The sequence below is a fragment of the Nonomuraea sp. WAC 01424 genome, assembly GCF_003947315.1.
GTDB lineage: Bacteria > Actinomycetota > Actinomycetes > Streptosporangiales > Streptosporangiaceae > Nonomuraea > Nonomuraea spiralis.
In genome coordinates this window covers 132,259-149,478 of the sequence record NZ_QHHZ01000011.1, presented here as the reverse complement: position 1 = coordinate 149,478, position 17,220 = coordinate 132,259, and the positions used below count along the sequence as shown (strand labels likewise).

The window sequence follows — 17,220 nt, the reverse complement described above, 5'->3', positions numbered from 1 at the left end:
AGGAGCTCCACAGCAACCTCCTGCGGCGGGCGGTGTGAATGCCTCTGCCAGGTCGCCGATGAAGCCGCCGCTGGTCTGGTTCGCGGTCATGGTGGTTTCCCTTCTGTGGGTGTGAGGCCGAGACCAGGTGTGAGGTCGAGACCGTCAACACTTAGACGTATGTCGAATCAGGAGTCACGATCTCATGTTGTTTAGACGCCCGTCAAGATAGACGGCAGTCAAAGCAAGGGAGTTGGTGATGCCGGCGCCTGCGCTTAGAGCTGGGCGGTGATCTCCGCGGCCAGTTGCCGGGCCGTGCGACCGGCGCAGATGAGGCCGGCCGAGGCGGGGCCGGTCCAGTCGCCGTAGCCGAGCAGGTGCAGGCGCGGTTCGGCCAGGGCGCGGGTGCCGTCGGTGGCGATCACGCCGCCGGGGCCGCGCAGCCGTAGCGGGGCCAGGTGAGCCAGGGCGGGACGGAAGCCCGTGCACCACACGATCACGTCGCACGCCGCCGTGCTGCCGTCGGCCCACGCCACGCCGTCAGGAGTGATGCGGGAGAACATGGGCTCGGCCTTGAGCACACCCCGGTCGCGGGCCTCGCGCACGGGCGCGACGGCGACGATGTCGCCCAAGTCGCCGACGCCCTCGGCGTCCTGCCCGGCCAGGGCTGCCTGGTGGCGACGGGTGGCCAGGTCGAACAGGGCGCGGCCGTCGATCTCGTCGGGCAGCAGCCGGGGCGGGCGCAGCGGAGTTGCCGCCGCCCACGACCAGCACCCGGCGGCCGTGGAAGGGCTCGGGGCCGCGGTAGCCGGCGGTGTGCAACTGCTCACCGCGGAAGTCTCCGATGCCGGGGCAGTGCGGCACGTAGGGACGCCACCAAGTGCCCGTGGCGCTGACGACGATCCGGGTGTGCCAGGTGCCGGCGCTGCCGTCCACGGCCAGGTGGTTTTGCTTGCAACTACCGACCGCACTTGTTCGTGAGTGGCGACCCACCCCGAGCTTCAGCGAAGTTGATGTTTGCCAGTTCTGACCGCACCCCGACGGCAGGCGGCAATGGATCGCTGACCTGGGCTCACGACGGCCAGCCGGATCTGTCCGGGAGCGGCCATACCGAGCTGCCCGGTGGCGGCAACGTGATTACCTAGCGTGATTGGCGTCCAACGTAGACGCGCGTAGCCGCCGTTCGGCGCTCATCCTCTGGCCTTCATGATGCCCTCGCGGAGGGTTCGAGATCGGACATCATGGGCGGGTGCTGCGCTACGTACTGTTGCGCGACGCCCTTCGGAACCTCAGTCTTGAGCCCTCGGCAGGATGTCGTGGGGTGAATCATCTGGGCCTCACGGGATCGGATCCGCTGCAAGGATGACGGCCGTGCGCCGCTACGAGACGAGTATGTACGACAGCAACCGCTGGGACGGCTTCGAGCTCCGCCCCGGCGACATCATCATCAGCACCCCGCCAAAGTGCGGGACGACGTGGACGCAGATGATCTGCGCCCTGCTCATACTGCAGGAACCGGAGCTTCCGCTCCCGTTGGACACGCTCTCGCCGTGGATCGACATGGTGACTCGCGCCCGCACAGACGTGTTCGCGGACCTGGAAGCCCAGACGCACCGCCGGTTCATCAAGACCCACACGCCGCTCGACGGGATACCCAACGATCCGACGGTCACGTACATCTGCGTCGGGCGGGACCCGCGCGACGTGGGGCTGTCGATCGACCACCATATCGATAACACCGACATCGGCGCGTTCCTCCGCCAACGCAAACGGGCGGCCGCGATCGACGGTATCGAGCTCGGACCATTGCGGCCACCGCGGCCGCGCCCCGACGGCGAGCGGGACCGCTTCTGGCAGTGGGTCGACGACGAGACGCCATCGACGCAGGTCGGGTCGTCGCTGCGGCGCACTGTAGAGCACCTGCAGACGTTCCGGGACGCCGCCGACGATCTCGACGTCGTGTACGTGCACTACGACGACCTAAAGGCCGACCTGGAGGGGCAGATGCGGCAGATGGCCACCCGCCTCGGCATCGACGTCGACGAGCACCGATGGCCCCGCCTGGCCCAGGCGGCGACGTTCGAGTCGATGCGCAGCAGGGCCGACACGACCGTCCCCGCCGGCGGTCCGGAGCACTGGATCGATCCCGCCGCGTTCTTCAGCCGCGGCACGAGCGGCCAGTGGCGCGACCTCCTCGACGACGCCGACCTCGCCCGGTACGCCGCGCGCGTGCGGGCGCTCGCGTCCGACGATCTCGTCGAGTGGGTGCATCGCGAGCCGATCGACTGAGATCACCGTCCGGCGGTATACCCGCACTACCCAAAGCTGATCGTCAGCGCCGCCCGCCGCCCATAACTGCCGATCCGCGCTCGGGACCAACATCAGGGGTCTGCGCCTCAACCGACGCCGGATTCGGCGATCGGGGCAGTGTGGCAGCGCGTCGGGCCAGACGCGCAACCCGGGCCCGCACCCCGGCCCGCATCCGCTCGGACCCAGCCTCCTGCTCCTGGTGCTTCTCGCCGCCCACCCCGCCACTATCACTCACCACGGCCGGAGAAATCTGCGCAATCTCCGATCAGGTGTCGCCCAGTTCCGTCTCAGGTTCCGCCACCAGAACGGCCGCCCACGCTGGATGAAGGCAGGTCCGACGACGAGCTGCGAACGAGCCGCCCTCCATTGCGGGGCAGGCTCCTTGCACCCAGAGCATCAACGCGTAGCAACGAGAGGGCAACCAATAGTCACATGCTGGCGTCTCATCCTGTGGGCCGCCGCCTGTCAGTACTCCCCTGAAGGGCCATTGATGCGCTCTCGTCTCCTCGTAGCCGCTGTCACCCTCGCGCTCACGGCAGGCTGCGGAGCCACCATGGCTACGCCGACGCCGACCAGCACGCCCACGCGCACAGTGACCCCTGCCACCTTGGCGAGCACCACAGCGACCCCTAAGTCCACCCCGTCGCCGAAGGCGAAGACGCCACGCATGGTTGCACGTACGCACGCTCCACGCCCCATCCCTAAGAAGACCCACAAGGCGGCCCAGCCGTCCATCAGGGGCGGCGTCCGCCCTGGGGCGTTCTGCGCCCCAGGGCGGGCGCTCGGCCGGACGAACGCGGGCACGTTGATGAGGTGCAGTCCGAAAGGCGGTGAGCTGGCGCGCTGGCGGCGCGCGTAGCGATCAGAGGAACACGAAGAAGCCCCGCCCGCCCCCTAGAGGGAGATGAGGCGCCGCCGGTCGTGCGGGCGGAGCTCCGCGATCACATACGCGCGCTCCAGACGCGGGATACCCGCCTTGGCCGCCGGCTGGCGACCGGCCGCGCGCCGCCCGCGGGTGACCTTGGCCAGGACCCTTGGGTGAGGCCGCTCGGCGCTGCTGCGAGTGCGGCCACCTTGTCGCGCAAGCTTCGTGCGGCGAGGCTGCCCGCTCAACCGGTCCGCAACCCCGCGCTGCTCACCCTCGCCGCTGACCTGCCGGCCTCGGTAGCCAGCTCCTTGCTACGCCTACCTCGCTACACGCACGGACCTGGCAGAACCTGGAGCTTCAGCTCCCGTGGTCATCTGAGTTCTTGGCATATCACCGCAGGTCAGAACTCGATGGATCTGCGCCCTGTTCGTGCGGCGGCTGGGCGCCATGGAGGCGGCCAGACCGACAGCTGACGACCGGGCCCCGGCACGTCGGCTGTCGAGCGCCCCGAACCAGAAGGTTCTGGGGCGTTCCTGTGGCTAGCGCAGCCGGTCGAAGGTGCCTTCGGGAGTGCTGTCGAATCCGTCGTCGCCTCGCCAGCGAGCCAGGAGCCGGGCGATGTCTTGAGGGGTGGCGGAGGAGTATTCGGGCCAGCTGCTCCATTGCCCGTGAGGGTAGCCGAGCAGCATGTTCAGCACGTTGTTGACAGCATCGTCTTGCTCGCCAGGGTCATCGGTGTGCGGCCATGCCTGGGCGATCGCGGATACTTCTTCGCGGCTGAAGCCCATGAGGGTCTGGAACTCCCAGTCGGGGAAGAACGGGCCGTCGACGGCGGCGTGCAGGCATTCCTTGATCGTCTGCAGATCGCGATCACTCATGGATCCAATGGCGCCCATGGATTGGATGATCTCATCCGGTGGCGGTGAACACGTAGTCGCTCGAACTCGGCCTGATCTTGATATGGCCGGGTCGCTGGAGTAGGGCCAGGCCACCGCCTCGCTGATCGCCGGCAAGTGGTCGGCCACCGCCGGGCCGAATGGTGGCCGCTCCGCCCACGGCCCACCAAGGACGGTGTCGACGCCGTAGCGCAGGCGGGGTAGCTCTCGGTGGCCTTGAGGACGTTCCCGAGGCTGGTCGGCATGACCTGCGCCGCCTCCCCGGCGGGTAGCGGTGGTGCACAAGGGTCTCGGCGAGCCTGTCGGCGCGGGCTGCTGCGGCGAGGGTGGTGAGGCGGCGCCGGGGCCAGGTGCCGCCGAGATCGGTCTACTTGACGGTTGGGGCCACGCTCGGGAAGGGGACGCCGTCTACCCGATCAACAAGCCTTCAACGAATCCTCAACCTGGCGGGTCTCAGACTCGGTGTGACGTTCGACGCGTTACAACTTCGATCCACTGAGGAGAGCAGCTATGCGTATCACCCACGCGATCAAGGTCCCGCTAACCGGCCTGGCCTGTGCGGCAGCACTTACGTTGGGTCTCGTAGCCTTCCCGGCGCCCGCGAGCGCGGCCCAAGCAACAGTGGGCGCCCATTCCGTGGACGCGGCCGCCGCGGTCGGTCTGCGGGCGCCGGCCCAGGCCCTGGGCCGCTGGATCACCATTGGCCACGACTCCCACACCCCTACCAAGTTCTGGTCGGTCAGCCGGAAGTACAAGTCCAAGTCCAAGACGCTGCAGGTTGTCTTCCGCTGCTGGGACGGCGGCGACAAAACCAAGATCGCGGCCGATCTGCGACGGGTCATCACCGGTGACGTGGACTGGCCGGCGGGGCATTCGAGCTGGTTCTCCTGCGGCAACGGCCGGAAGCACTACCTGAAGATCAAGGCCAAGAAGGGCACGAACTACAGGCCGGTCTTCAGCCTCAAGGGGCGCAAGCACACCATCGAGTACTGGATGCAGAACGAGCTCTGAGGCTGCGAGGCTTGTGGCTGGCCGGGGGGCGCAGGCAGCAAGCGTGCACAGTGAGGAGGAGCCAGCGCCCTCAACTCAAGAACTGTTGCTTACCCGATCAGGGCGGCGGCACCGTCACGGTGGGGGGTGGCGGTGGGCCGGCTGCTGGTGAGGAGGCGGGTGACCGTCGCGCCGAGGTCGGTGGTGGGCCGGCCAGAGTGGTCGATGCCCAGGTGGTCGGCCAGGCCCGCGACGTGCAGGCGGACACTGGCTTCGACGAGGGTCGCGTAGGCGTCGGCGGCGCTTCTGACGCGGTGCTTGGACACCATGGCCAGAACCGTCGCCGTGGACAGGGCGGGCCACCACCAGATCGTCAGGGGGAGGTAGAGCAGCGCCCAGCCGCCCAGGGTGGCGGCGCGGGCCAGGGCCGCGCGCCGATCTCGGCGGTGAGCCAGTCGAGGTTCAGGGCGTGGGCGTGGCCCAGTGTGCGAGCGGCGAGCCCGACGGCCAGGAACAGAGCAGCGGGCAGCACCAGCAGTGACAACCACCGTTCGGCGATCTTCTTGCCGAGCTCGCTCAGCAACGCGTTCATCGGCTACAACCGGTCCAGGCCGTCCCGCAGCGCGGTCACATCGCCCTGGTCGGCGCTTCCGGCGCGGGCAAGTCCACCATCTTCTCTCTGGCCGGCCGCTTCCACGACCCCGACCAGGGCATCATCCTGTTCGACGGCATCCCCGCCGACCAAATCGGCCGGTACGCCTGCCGCGCCCGCATCGGCCTGGTCGAACAGGACTGTCCGCTGCTCCACGGCACCCTGCGCGACAACATCGTCTACGCCGCCCCCGACGCCGACGACAACGACATCGCCCGCGTCATCGACCTGGCCGGTCTTCGCTCCACCCTCGACCGGCTCCCCGGCGGTCTGGACACACCGGTCGGCGAGCACGGCGTTCTGCTGTCCGGCGGCGAACGCCAGCGCGTGGCCATCGCCCGCGCGGTGCTGCCCCGCCCCCGACTGCTACTCATGGACGAACCCACCGCCCACCGGATCCTGGTCCTGGCCGAGGGCCGGATCACCGCCACCGGCAGCTACGACGACCTGATCGACACCAGCCCCGCCTTCCGCGCCTTCGTTCACTGGCCCGCAGGCGCCGAGCCGGACACAGCACCAGTGACGTCGCAGGTCGCGCAAGTCGGGGATGGCTGGCAGAACTAGCCCCAGGGGAGGCCGACGGCCCAGCTCACGTCGGCGGCCCAGGAGGTGGCGCTGTCGAAGACGTGCGAGCCGCCGTTCGCGGCGAGGTGGACGGTGTTGTCGTAGTGGCGCAGGAACCAGTCGGGGAAGTTCGCGGAGGCGAACGAGGTGCCCTGGCCGCTCCTGCCCGGCTGCGGGCAGAAGGTGGCGTCCGCGGCGAACAGCGTGCCGCCGTCGTTGTGCTGCCGGTGGCGCTGGTAGTTCTGGTGCCGCAGGTAGTCGCCCGGGTAGTTCCTCGACTCGAACGACACGCACGAGGAGGCGGCCAGGCCGTTGCGGACGATCCACGTGGCGTCGCTCCTGTCCAGCGACGAGCTGCCCGAGCCGATCACCGACGTGACGACCTGGTCGTTCTGGTGGCGCAGGTAGCGGGTGGTGCAGCAGGCCGTAGTCGCGCGCAGTGAGACCGACGCGCCGGGGGTGAGCGTCCCGTCGGCGGGGCCGCCGCCCGTCGTCGCGTAACCGGCCGCGACGATGTTCGCCTGTACGGCGTTCTCGGTGGCGTTCGACGGGTAGCCGGAGGTCATGACGCCTTCGTAGAAGGTGCCCGCGGAGCCGTTGCTGTTGTCGCCGCCGATGCCGAGGATGATCGCGCCCTCCTTCTTCATGGGGTTGTAGCCGGGGGCGTTGGGGCGGGGGCCGTCGTAGTAGGTGGACAGGGCGCCCGACTGCGCGTTCCCGGCCCGGATCGCCCAGTGGTTCGGCTCGCCCTTGACGACGACGGTCAGGTAGCGGTGGCTGACGCTGGAGTCGCCCGCGTTGTAGCCCGGGTTCACGCCGGAGAACAGGCCGTTCTCCAGGTCGGCCATGACCCAGGGGCCGTTGCCGGTGCCGTAGCCCCAGACCTTGATGTCGCCGAAGTAGACGGCCTCCATCGTGCCGTTGCCGTTGTCGCGGCTGTTGGTCTCGGCGTTGCCGTAGTCGAAGCAGCAGCCGCCGTTGTGGTGGGTGCCGTCGAAGACGGCGTACATGCCTTCGGGCTGGTCGCCCTTGGCGACGCCGTTGGTGGTGTTGTCGCGGTAGCCGGTGCCGGGGGTCACGCGGACGCCGTACGCCTTGTGGCCGTTGACCAGGGTGGGCGCCGCGGTGGCGAGGGCGAGGTTGTCGTACCCGCCCGGGGGCGCCTGGGTGAGGTGGTTGCCCCGGCCGGACTGGTCGTAGACGACCGTGATGAGGCACGTCACGCCGGCGCAGAACGAGTCCTGGGCGGCGGCGTCGGCGTAACCGCCCGCGCTCAGGAGGCCGATGTCGCGGGTGGCGTTGTCGGAGGTGCGGCGGACCTGGTAGAGCGGGCCGTTGTAGGCGGCGTACAGGGCGCGGGTCGTGCTGTGGGCCGCCACGCAGGGGGTGCCGCCGGCGGCGTAGAGGTCGCACGACTGCTGGGCGGCGGCCCGCGCGGGCGCGTGACCGGCGGCCAGCAGACCGGCGACGAGCACGACGGCCGCGCCCGCTTTATGGAGACGACGTAATCCGGACCGGGCGATCATGAATGGACCTCTGCCTTTCTTGGGGGGCGCCGTGAATCGCCAGGGAAATGCGGACATGGGCCATCGGCGAACAAAAGGGCGTCGATCGCTTGTGCCCGCTGACCTGCGACCACACGAGAGGAGAGTTACCGTGTTATCGCTAACATAATTTCCGCTGAAAGCCTCCGGGAGATCAAATGGAGTTGACCGGCCCACTATGGAACGACGACACCGGGCGCGTCAAGCTTTTCCCCGCGACCCGGGGTGGTCAACGTCTTCTCAACGAGAACTCAACACGGGCCGACGAGACTGTGTCCGATCGGCGACCCCACCTCGACACGGAGCTGTGATGACCACTGGCACGTCGCGGGACGACCTCGGGCCGGCCGGCTCGCCGGCTCCCCCGAACCATGCGTGACCTCGCCGACCCCGGCCTGTTCGAGGCGGGCGGTCAGTACGCGGCCTGGCGGTGGTGGCGCGAGCACGACCCGGTGCACCGCCACGAGCGGGGCTTCTGGTCGGTCACCAGGTACGCGGACGTGGACCGCGTCCTGCGCGACCACCCGTCCTTCACCGGCGAGCGGGGAACCTCGCCCGGCCACGGCAACCCGGCCGCCGGACCGGGGCCCGCCGCCACCGGCCCGACCGGGCCCGACCGGACGCGCGCGGCGCTGCGGAAGGTCATGGGCATGCGTCCGGCCGGGAGCTACGAGCCGTCCCTGATCGCGGCGATCACCGCCGCGCTGGCCCCCGGGCTGGACGAGCAGTCGTTCGACCTGGCGGCGGCCGTCCGGGGGTTGCCGCTGGCGCTGGCCGGGCCGCTGCTGGGGCTGCCCCGCGCCGACTGGCCGTACCTGTCCGGCCTGGCCATGGCGGCCGGCGCCGAGGACGACCCCGGCCACCGGATCGGCGACGCCGCGCCAGGGACGCCGCGCCGGGCCCACCGCGAGTTGTCCGCCTACTTCCTCCCCCTGGTACGGGAGCGCGCCCGCACGCCGGGCGTGGACCTGGTAAGCCTGATGGTGTCCGACGCCGGCGGCCGGATGGACCCGGAAACGGCCGTCGCCGGCTGCCGCGACCTGCTGCTCGGCGCGAGCGTGACCCTGCCGGACGCGGCGAGCTCGACGGTGTACGAGCTGGCCCGCGCCGGCTCCTACCGCGCCTGGGCCGACCGGCCCGACCTGCTGCGCACCGGAGTCGAGGAGGCGCTGCGCTGGGCTTCGCCCGGCAGCCACTTCATGCGGCACACGACCCGGCCGGTGCGGTTGTCGGGCGTCGACGTCCCGGCGGGCGAGCCGGTGGTCGCCTGGATCGGCTCGGCGAACCGCGACGCCGCCGCCTTTCCCGACCCGGACGCCTTCGACCCGGAACGTACGCCCAACCGCCACCTCGCCTTCGGCGACGAGCCCTACCACTGCGCCGGATCCCACCTGGCCCGGCTGACCCTGCGGCTGTTCTTCGCCACGCTCTTCGCGACGTTCGCCGACGTCGCGGTGGCCGCCGAACCGGTCCGGGTGCGATCGACCTTCCTCACCGGCTTCAAGGAGCTGATCATCTCGGGCACGCCCAGACGCGGCCACTGACGGGCCCGCCCGGCTACGGGCGGCTACGGGCGGCCGCCGCCGGGCCAGCCCTCGTGGCCGAACAGCGGCATGCAGGCCAGGTCCGGGCGGTCGAGGTCGCCGATCAGCAGCGCCACGCCGAGGTCGCCCTTCCAGAGGCTGTTCGGCAGGCTGTCGCCGCCGCCCGCCTCGCGGGTCGCCGCGCCGGCCAGCCTGTGGGCGGCGGCCAGCCAGCACGGCTCGCCCGACAACCGGTGGGCGGCCAGCATGGCGTACGCCTGCCCGGCCAGCCCGCAGCACAGGGTCGGGATCCGTACGTGTGCCGGGGCACAGGCGCGGGCGGCCCGCAGCGCGTGCCCGGCGTACGCGTCCTCGCCCCCCACGGCCGCGGCCGTGGCCCAGAGGTGCACGTATCCGGAGGGGCCGTGGCACCAGCCGGTCATGGGGATGTCGTGGGGGCCCTGCCAGGTGGTGCGGCCGTCGCGGGTGCGGCCGAGCGCGGCCAGCTCGTCGAGGCGGTCGCGGACCACGTCGGGGACCTGGGTCCCGGTCGCCGCGTACCAGCGCAGGGCGGCGTACAGGATGCCCGCCCAGCCGTGGGCGACGCCGCGGTAGCGGAGCCCGGCGTCGTCCGTCACCGACGGGGGCAACCGGCGCAGGATGGAGGCGAGCGTCTGGTCGGCCAGACCGGCCAGCCCGCAACGGTCCGGTACGCCGGTCCCCTGGAGCGCCTCGGCGAGCATCGCCGCGCCGAGCACGGTGCCCGCGCGGCCGAGGGTCAGGTCGAGGGTGTGGCACGGCAGCAGCGAGGCGGTGACGAAGGCCCCGACCGCGTGCACGGCCCGCCGCCGGTCGCCCATCGCGTTGGCCACGAGCGCGTCGACGCACGCGGTGCCCGCCGGCGAGTGGTAGATCGACACGCGGCCCACCTTGTCGGGCAGGATGCCGAGCTCGGCGGCGTGGAAGGCGTGCCGGTCGCCGGCCTGCCTGGCGGCCCAGGCCAGCCACCGCCGCGCGGTGTCCAGGTGCCGCGGCTCCCCGCTGATCGCGGCCAGCCGGTAGAAGAAGTACGCGATCCCGGCCGCGCCGTAGTTCACCGACACCCGTGGCGCGGCCGTCAGGCCCGTGTCCACCGGGCCGCCGGGACGGCCGAGCCGTTCGGTGGTCTCCCGCAGCAGGCCGGCGCCCGGAGAAGCGGCTGACCGGCGGGGACCGCCCGCGTCCTTGAGCGCCGAGCCGGCGGCGGCCATCGACGGGAACCGGTCCTGCGGCCGTTTGGCCAGCATCCGGGCCAGGACGCCCTCCACGGCCGGCCAGGCCGGGACGCCGTGCGTGCTGAAGGGCGCCGGGTCGTCCTCGGCGATCCGCGCGAGCAGGGCGCCCGCGCCCGCCGTGGCCTCCACGTAGTGGTGGCCGGTGAAGACCTGGTAGAGCAGGGCGCCGACCGCGTACTGCTCCCCCGCGAACGTCGCGGGCGGCGCGGCCATACGGCGCCGCCGCGCAACGGCCCACTCCGGCTCGCAGTAGGGCAGGACGCCGCCGCGCCGCCCCTGCGACAACCCGGGGTCGCCGGGCACGCGGGCCAGGCCGAGGTCGATGAGCGTCACGTCCCCGGCGGCGGACACCAGGACGTTCCTCGGGTGCACGTCGGCGTGCACGATGCCGCGCGCGTGCAGCCCGGCGTAGGCGTCGAGGATCGCGCCGGCCAGGGCGAGCGCCGCCGCGGGCCAGGACGGGTCCCACGGCCGGCGGACACGCGCGGCGTGCTCGGTCACGCTCGCGCCCTCGACCCAGCCGAGCGCCAGGAACGGCCGTTCCTCCCCGGTGTCGTCACCGGCCAGCGCCGGGACGCGGCAACCCTGGGCGAGCCTGAGGACCGCGGCCTCGTGCCGGAGCGCCGAGCGGCTGTTCTCGTCGAACGGGTCGGAGGGCAGCTTGATCGCGACCTCGGTCCCGTCCGGGGCGTGCGCCCGCACGACCGTGAGGTCGGGGAGCCGCTGGACGAGCCGCCGGACGGCGTAGTCCCCCACCCGGTCGGGCACGTCGCCGGACGCGCCGCCCACGCCGGCCGCCGGGACGAGGAACCCCGCGCCGATCAGCTCGCGGACGACCGGGAAGGCGTCGTCGAGGACGAGGTGCGGGTCGGCCCGGTGCCGTACGCCGAAGGTCACGACCGCCTCGGTCAGGGACATCGGCTGCCGGAACAGCTCCACCAGCGCCGCGGTCTCGGCGCTCACCAGCATCGTGGTCTGGCGGCCCGAGGGTTTGGTGAGGCAGTGCTGACCGGCCCTGATGTCCAGTTTGGCCTGCACGGTCGAGGCGAGCCGGTCCGCCGGGAACAACATGACCTCGGGCGGCAGCGCGAACAGCTCATCGGTCATCCGAGGCTCCACAGGCCGGGCCCCGGCGACCAGGTGCCGGTGTCCACGCCGTCCTCGCGCAGCCGGAGGCAGGCGTACTCGACCCTTCCCCCGGCGTCGGGCGCGTCGGAGGCGTGCAGGTGGGCGGCCAGCTTGCGGGTCACCCACTTGCGCCAGCTCGGCCCGTAGCCGGCCGCGTCGGGCGGCGGGTCGCAGGCCCACGACACCGCGGGGTGACGCGGGGCGTGCGTGAACGGCACGCCCTGGGCCGGCTGCCCGGCCAGCGCCCCGGCCAGCGCCGCCGCCAGCTCCCGGGTCTCCTCGCGGGTCGCGCAGTAGATCACGAAGCGGTCTGGGCGCGGCAGGCCGCGCGGGTGCCGGGCCAGCTTGAAGCTGTGCGCGCGGTGGTCGGCCAGCACATGCACGCAGCGTTCGAACGCCGCGGGCAGCGCCCCCGGCAGCACGCTGACGTACACCTTGTACGGCCCGGCGAGCCGGCCGCGGCGGACCGCCCGCCAGTGGTTCCAGCTCGCGTCCTGGGAGCGCAGCCAGCGGCTGTCCAGGACGCGCGCGGCGCGTTCGCCGACGACGTACCGGGTCACGGCGTCCTCGTCGGGGAAGCGGGCGAGCCAGGCGGGCGTCACCGGGAGCCAGTTGGCGTGGTACAGGTATCCGGCCGTGGCCTCGCTGTCGCCGCCGGGCGCGATGGCCGCCGCGGTCAGGAGCACGTCCCGCGAGACGTGGCCGAGCGGTCGGGCGTCCATCAGGAGGGCGCCGCGAGCAGGGCGTCGATGCGCTCGTGCAGCGCTCGGAGGTTCACGTCGCAGGTCAGGCTGTCGCCCTCCGAGGTCACGAAGATCGGCTCGGTGTTGACGCACTTGGCGGTGTCGGCGCACAGGAACGTGTCGTCACACCCGTTGGTGTTGAGGCACTCCCCGGTGTCGGCGCACGTGCCGCCCGCAACGCAGCCCGGACCGGGGTCGGTGACGCCGATGCAGTCGGTGTTCCCGCAGCTGTCGCCGTGGCAGCTCGCCATGTCGCAGGACGGGCCGCCGCCGCAGGTGGCGGACTCGCACGAGTCGCCGCCGGGGCAGGTCGTCCCCGGGCAGGTCAGCAGGCCGCCGCAGGTGTCGCCCTCGCAGAAGCTGGCGTCGTGGCAGCCGGAGTCGGCGCAGGTCCCCGAAGGGCAGGTGAAGTCCTCGCACTGCGTACCGTCGGGGCAGGTGCCCTCCGGGCAGGTGTTCCCGGGGCAGGTGTTCTGCGGGCAGGTGCCGTCCGGGCAGAACGGGTCGTCGCACTCCTGGGCGCGCGGAGGGAGATCCGCGCCGCTGACCGGCATGAAGGTGGCAGCAAGCATCTGACAGGTGAACATCTCGGTCCCCCTCTCCCTGAAACCGAGTATTCGAGTACAAACCAGGACAGGACAACTGCCATTCGGTCATGGTTTGCCCGGTACGCCGCCAAAGGTCCCGCTGGGGTCACCCTTCGGCGGCGTCACCCTCGGCCGCGTTGGGCAGCCCTTCGAGCTCGCGTACGCGCTCGATCATCTCCCTGATCGCGGTCAGGGACTTGGGCGAGAGGCCGGCCGCGCGCAGCGCGATGCCGCGTACGGAGGCATCGCGCATGGCGGCGAGCAGCGACAACTCGGCGTCGATGCGCTCGGCCGCCTCGTCGTCGAAGAAGTAGGCGGGCGGGACGCCGAAGAATCCCGCGAGCGCTTCGAGGTGGCGCTTGGTGGGGTTGTCGCGCAGCCCCTTGCGGAGCTGCCAGATGTACGTGCCCGAGATGGTGGGCCCGCCCGCCGCCCGCAGCGCGTCGGCGACGTCCTCGAAACTGTATTCGCCGCCCTCTCGCGGATGGACCGTGCGGAACAGGTGGTCCAGCTTCGACGCCAGCGTGCGGCGTCCCTCGGGTGGGGTGTCGGGCATACTTCCTCTGCCGGATGGACGGAGGCGGCTGGGGGGAGAAGGGGATGCTGCCGCCAGCATACCAGAGGAATTAACTTCAGTTGACGACCGAATGGCGTTCCGTTAACGACAGTTATGCGGGCTCCAGTTCCCGGCCGTGGTGCAGCGTCTCCGCGTACGAGAACACGTACCCCCGTCCCACCTCGACCGGCGCCAGTCCGGCGAGGTCGGCGTCCGGCAGGTCGGGGAAGCGCAGCTCGGCCCGTCCCGTCCAGATCTCGGAGAACTCCACGTCGCTCACCTCCGAGGTCACCAGCCGCGTCACCGGCTCCTCCCCCGGTAACCAGGCCGGGAACAACCGCGTGTGCACGAGCGGGACGGTGTGCAGGAACGGCGGCCCGTCGACGCGGCCCTCGACGGTCACGGCCGCCTCGGCGACCCGCCTGCCGCCCGCCGACAGCGCGGCGTCGAAGCGGCCTCCGGGGGCGAGCCTGGGCCCCGCCTTCCCGACCTGGGCCGGCCTGATCTGGTGCACCTGGCCGAACTGCTTGGGCATGCCCTGGATCCAGCCACGTACCAGGGGCACCGGCTCGTCCACCCAGGCGTACGGGCAGCGGGCCAGGGGGCGGCCGCGGTACTCGCAGGCGAGCAGGATCAGGAACTCGGCGAACCGGCAGCGGGCGGGGTCGGCCAGTTCGGCGCCGTCGTCGGAGCACCACTGCCACTCGGCGAAGACCGCGGCGGCGGCTCCCGGGTCGGGGCCGAGGGTCAGCTCCGGAGGCAGGAAGCGGGCGGCGGCCTCGGGGTCCACGCGGTAGTCGGCCATGACGACGTCGCCGGAGAAGTGCCAGGGCGGCGGCGTGACCATCGCCGAACGCCCCGAGGGCGAGAGAGGGAGCGTGTAGCCGTGCGGGGGCGCGGTACGGGCGGGGGCGGTGTCGGTGGGGGTGTCGTTGGGGGTGTCGGTGGGGGTGTCGGTGGGGGTGTCGGTGGGGGTGTCGGTGGGGGCGGTCATGTGGTGGGTCCTTCGGGGGCAGGAGGGATCGGGGTCTCGCGGGGGATCGGGTTCCAGGCCGCCGCCAGTCGTTCCGCGGCCGCGGCCAGCTCGTCCGGCTCGTTGAGGCCGTACGCGAGCCGCACGGCGCCCGCCACCCCGCCACCGCGAGCCGCCGAACCGGGGACGGGGCCGGGGGTGAAGCGGGACCCGGCGGCGACCAGGACGCCCGCGCGCCGGGCCGCGGCGACCAGGGCGGCTTCGCGGCGGTCGGCGCGCACCCACACGAACAGGCCGCCGGCCGGCCGGTCGAGGACGAAACCGTCGTCCAGCCGCGCCGCCAGGGCGTCCACCAGCGCGTCGCGCCGTTCGCGCAGCCGTTCGCGCAGCCAGGTCAGGTGCTGGTCGTAGCGGCCCCGCTCCAGCAGGGTGCTCACGGCGAGCGAGGTGGTGTGGTTCGGGCAGCCGCCGCTCTGGAACACGCCGTGGGCGGCCAGCCGGTCGGCCACGGCGGGCTCGGCCGTCAGCCAGCCCAGCCGCAGCCCGGGGGCCAGCGACTTGGAGAACGTGCCCAGCCTGATCACCCCCCGGTGCCCGTCCAGGGCGGCCAGGGCGGGGGGCCCGGTGTCGCCGTCGAGGCGCAGGTCGGCGTAGGCGTCGTCCTCGACGGCGGTCGTCGCGTGGCGGCGGGCGACGGCCAGCAGCTCGCGGCGGCGGGCCAGGGGCATGACGCGGCCGGTCGGGTTGTGGAAGGTGGGGTTGAGGTAGACGAAGGCCGGGCGGGTGCGGGCCAGGGCGGCGTCGAGGGCGCGCGGGTCCATGCCCGAGGCGTCGCCGGGCACCCCGTACGGCCGCAGGCCGCAGTCGGTGAGGATGAGCCTGCCCAGGTCGTAGCAGGACTCCTCGACGAGCACCGCGTCCCCCGGGCGGGCCAGGGCGGTGGCGAGCAGGTGAAGCGCCTGCGAGGTGCCCGCGGTGACCACCACACCGTCCGGCCCGTCTGTTGCGTCGGGGCGGGAGGCGAGTGCCGTGCGCAGGGGGAGGGCGCCGCGGTCGTCGCCGTAGGCCAGGGCGGCCGCGCCGTAGACGCTCATGGCCTCGGTGTACGCCTCCGCCAGCAGGTCCACGGGCAGCAGGCCGGGGCCGAGGTAGCCGGGGCCGAGGTCGGTCGTGCCGGGCGGCGCCACCGACTGCACGACGCCCGGCTCCCACCGCAGCGCGTGCGACCCGGGCCCGGCCCGCCCCCGCGCCGGGGACAGGGCGGGGGTGGGGTTCATCGGGAGGACAGGACGAGGCGGAGGGCCCGGGTCGCCTCGTCGAGCGAGGCGGCCGGCCGGGCGAGCGCCACGCGGAGCATGTGGTCGCCCTCGGACGGGTTCGCCCAGTGGAACTTCTGGCAGGGCAACATGTACACGTTGTGCTCGCGCAGCGCCGACCACACCTCCAGCGACGAACGCCGCGCGAGTCGGACCCGTTCGACGCTGGCCCGGCTGCCGGGGTCGGGGAAGTCGACGTCCGGCAGGCCGGTGAGCGAGCGCCGCACCAGCGCGCGGTTGCCGGCGATGAAGCGGTGCAGGTCGGGCAGGCCGCCGTCGGCGGCGTCCTCGGCGAAGCGCTGCACCAGCGCCAGTACGAGCGGCGAGGCGCCGAGCAGGATGTCGGAGTAGACCTTGGCGACCGGCAGGCCCGGCTCGGCCGAGGTCACCAGCCAGCCGATCTTCAGCTCCAGCGTGGGCCACAACTTGCCGGTGTCCTCGATGACGACCCAGCGGCAGCCGCTGTCCTCCAGCACCCGGTAGTGGTCGAAGTGGGCCCGGGTGTCGAAGCCGCGGAAGGAGGTGTCCAGCGTCAGGACGACGTCGTGCTCGGCGCACTGGGCGGCCAGGGCGCGCAGCCGTTCCTCCGTCACGACGCGGCCGGTGGGGTTGTTGGGCGTGGTGACGAAGACGCAGCTCACCGCGTCGAGCAGGGCGCGGGGCAGGTCGCCGCCGTGCAGGACGTCCTCCTCCAGGGGCAGCAGGTTCAGGCCCACGCCGCGCAGGATGTCGGGGATGTTGTCGAACGTCGGGTGGATCAGCGCGACCGCGTCGCCCTTCTGGGCCAGGGCCCTGGCGAAGATCTCCATGGCCACCGAGGAGGAGTAGCAGGCGAACACGCGGCTCTCGCCGACCGGGTGGCTGTGCTGGCCGAGCAGGCCCAGGTACGCGCGGCAGGCGTCGAGCTCCACCTCCTCGGGAGCCCGCGCGGCGGCCTTGGCGAACAGGTTGGGCAGGTCGTCGATGATCCGCGCCTGGCTCGCGGTGAGCGCCTGCCGGGCGTGCCCGTCGGCGAGGTTCAGCGGGCTGTTCAGCGCCAGACATTCGAATTCGGTGAGATTGATCGCCTGGAGTTCCTGCATCACATTCACCTCACGTGCGTTTTGGAGTGGGATACCCGGACGCAAAATAAGTCGCGCAATTCGTTTCCGTCAATGCATGGCGAAGGACTCCGCCGACGAGCTGTGTGTTTTCCGGACGAGTCAATTCCGTTGTGTCTTCATCGACTCGATGGGAGGCTGCGACCAGCGGTTACACCTCCACAAACGCTGGAAGGGGTTTTCGTGGACACCGTCGCAGCTATTGCTCCGCCACGGG

At 71.9% G+C, this 17,220-nt stretch carries 15 protein-coding genes and 2 pseudogenes; 5 read left to right on the top strand and 12 right to left on the bottom strand.

What is annotated here, in order from left to right:
* Nucleotides 1-254 precede the first annotated feature (254 nt).
* Nucleotides 255-924 (bottom strand): annotated as a pseudogene (locus DMB42_RS29175) (pyridine nucleotide-disulfide oxidoreductase); the annotation flags it as partial.
* A 426-nt stretch (nt 925-1,350) separates the two neighbouring features.
* Here DMB42_RS29175 and DMB42_RS29170 point away from each other — a divergent pair.
* Nucleotides 1,351-2,268 carry a sulfotransferase domain-containing protein gene (locus tag DMB42_RS29170; RefSeq protein ID WP_221762400.1) on the top strand — a complete coding sequence of 306 codons (918 nt, stop codon included), beginning with the start codon at nt 1,351-1,353 and terminating at the stop codon, nt 2,266-2,268.
* Between the two features lie 1,428 nt (nt 2,269-3,696).
* Here DMB42_RS29170 and DMB42_RS29160 read toward each other — a convergent pair.
* Nucleotides 3,697-4,035 carry a hypothetical protein gene (locus tag DMB42_RS29160; RefSeq protein ID WP_125638415.1) on the bottom strand — a complete coding sequence of 113 codons (339 nt, stop codon included), beginning with the start codon at nt 4,033-4,035 and terminating at the stop codon, nt 3,697-3,699.
* 528 nt (nt 4,036-4,563) lie between these two features.
* Between DMB42_RS29160 and DMB42_RS29155 the strand changes: the two genes are divergently transcribed.
* Nucleotides 4,564-5,064 carry a hypothetical protein gene (locus DMB42_RS29155; RefSeq protein ID WP_125638413.1) on the top strand — a complete coding sequence of 167 codons (501 nt, stop codon included), beginning with the start codon at nt 4,564-4,566 and terminating at the stop codon, nt 5,062-5,064.
* 89 nt (nt 5,065-5,153) lie between these two features.
* Here the strand turns inward: DMB42_RS29155 and DMB42_RS29150 are convergent, their stop codons facing one another.
* Nucleotides 5,154-5,372 (bottom strand): hypothetical protein, encoded by a 219-nt coding sequence (locus DMB42_RS29150; RefSeq protein WP_125638411.1) that lies wholly within the window; start codon nt 5,370-5,372, stop codon nt 5,154-5,156.
* A 44-nt stretch (nt 5,373-5,416) separates the two neighbouring features.
* The gene (locus DMB42_RS29145) at nt 5,417-5,635 is read right to left on the bottom strand and encodes a hypothetical protein (protein WP_125638409.1); all 219 of its coding nucleotides are present in this window, start codon (nt 5,633-5,635) and stop codon (nt 5,417-5,419) included.
* A gap of 39 nt (nt 5,636-5,674) precedes the next feature.
* Between DMB42_RS29145 and DMB42_RS56405 the strand changes: the two are divergent.
* Nucleotides 5,675-6,025: pseudogene (locus DMB42_RS56405) on the top strand (ATP-binding cassette domain-containing protein); the annotation flags it as partial.
* A 42-nt stretch (nt 6,026-6,067) separates the two neighbouring features.
* Nucleotides 6,068-6,259, top strand: coding sequence for a hypothetical protein (locus DMB42_RS55230; protein ID WP_260478013.1), 192 nt, complete (start codon nt 6,068-6,070; stop codon nt 6,257-6,259).
* Here DMB42_RS55230 and DMB42_RS29135 read toward each other — a convergent pair.
* Nucleotides 6,256-7,785, bottom strand: coding sequence for an alpha-L-arabinofuranosidase B (locus DMB42_RS29135; RefSeq protein ID WP_125638405.1), 1,530 nt, complete (start codon nt 7,783-7,785; stop codon nt 6,256-6,258). The genes DMB42_RS55230 and DMB42_RS29135 overlap by 4 nt on opposite strands.
* A 389-nt stretch (nt 7,786-8,174) precedes the next feature.
* Between DMB42_RS29135 and DMB42_RS29130 the strand changes: the two genes are divergently transcribed.
* Complete coding sequence (locus tag DMB42_RS29130; RefSeq protein ID WP_125638403.1) at nt 8,175-9,347, top strand: cytochrome P450; 1,173 nt, start codon at nt 8,175-8,177, stop codon at nt 9,345-9,347.
* A gap of 23 nt (nt 9,348-9,370) precedes the next feature.
* On the opposite strand, the gene DMB42_RS29125 is transcribed toward DMB42_RS29130, so the two are convergent.
* From DMB42_RS29125 to mppP, 7 genes are all read right to left on the bottom strand, one after another.
* Nucleotides 9,371-11,707: a lanthionine synthetase LanC family protein gene (locus tag DMB42_RS29125; RefSeq protein WP_125638401.1), complete on the bottom strand. Its 2,337-nt coding sequence runs from the start codon at nt 11,705-11,707 to the stop codon at nt 9,371-9,373.
* Nucleotides 11,704-12,450 (bottom strand): hypothetical protein, encoded by a 747-nt coding sequence (locus DMB42_RS29120; protein WP_125638399.1) that lies wholly within the window; start codon nt 12,448-12,450, stop codon nt 11,704-11,706. The genes DMB42_RS29125 and DMB42_RS29120 overlap by 4 nt, the downstream gene beginning before the upstream one ends.
* Entirely contained in the window at nt 12,450-13,043 is a 594-nt protein-coding gene (locus DMB42_RS29115) for a hypothetical protein (RefSeq protein ID WP_125638397.1), read from the bottom strand. Before DMB42_RS29115 ends, DMB42_RS29120 begins: the two co-directional genes overlap by 1 nt.
* Before the next feature lie 121 nt (nt 13,044-13,164).
* Complete coding sequence (locus DMB42_RS29110) at nt 13,165-13,614, bottom strand: helix-turn-helix domain-containing protein (RefSeq protein ID WP_125638395.1); 450 nt, start codon at nt 13,612-13,614, stop codon at nt 13,165-13,167.
* Between the two features lie 112 nt (nt 13,615-13,726).
* On the bottom strand, nt 13,727-14,608 hold the full coding sequence (gene mppR, locus DMB42_RS29105) for an enduracididine biosynthesis enzyme MppR (RefSeq protein WP_125638393.1): 882 nt from the start codon (nt 14,606-14,608) through the stop codon (nt 13,727-13,729).
* Entirely contained in the window at nt 14,605-15,864 is a 1,260-nt protein-coding gene (locus DMB42_RS29100; RefSeq protein WP_125638391.1) for a PLP-dependent aminotransferase family protein, read from the bottom strand. The genes mppR and DMB42_RS29100 overlap by 4 nt, the downstream gene beginning before the upstream one ends.
* Entirely contained in the window at nt 15,861-16,985 is a 1,125-nt protein-coding gene (gene mppP, locus DMB42_RS29095) for an enduracididine biosynthesis enzyme MppP (protein WP_125638389.1), read from the bottom strand. The genes DMB42_RS29100 and mppP overlap by 4 nt, the downstream gene beginning before the upstream one ends.
* Nucleotides 16,986-17,220 lie beyond the last annotated feature (235 nt).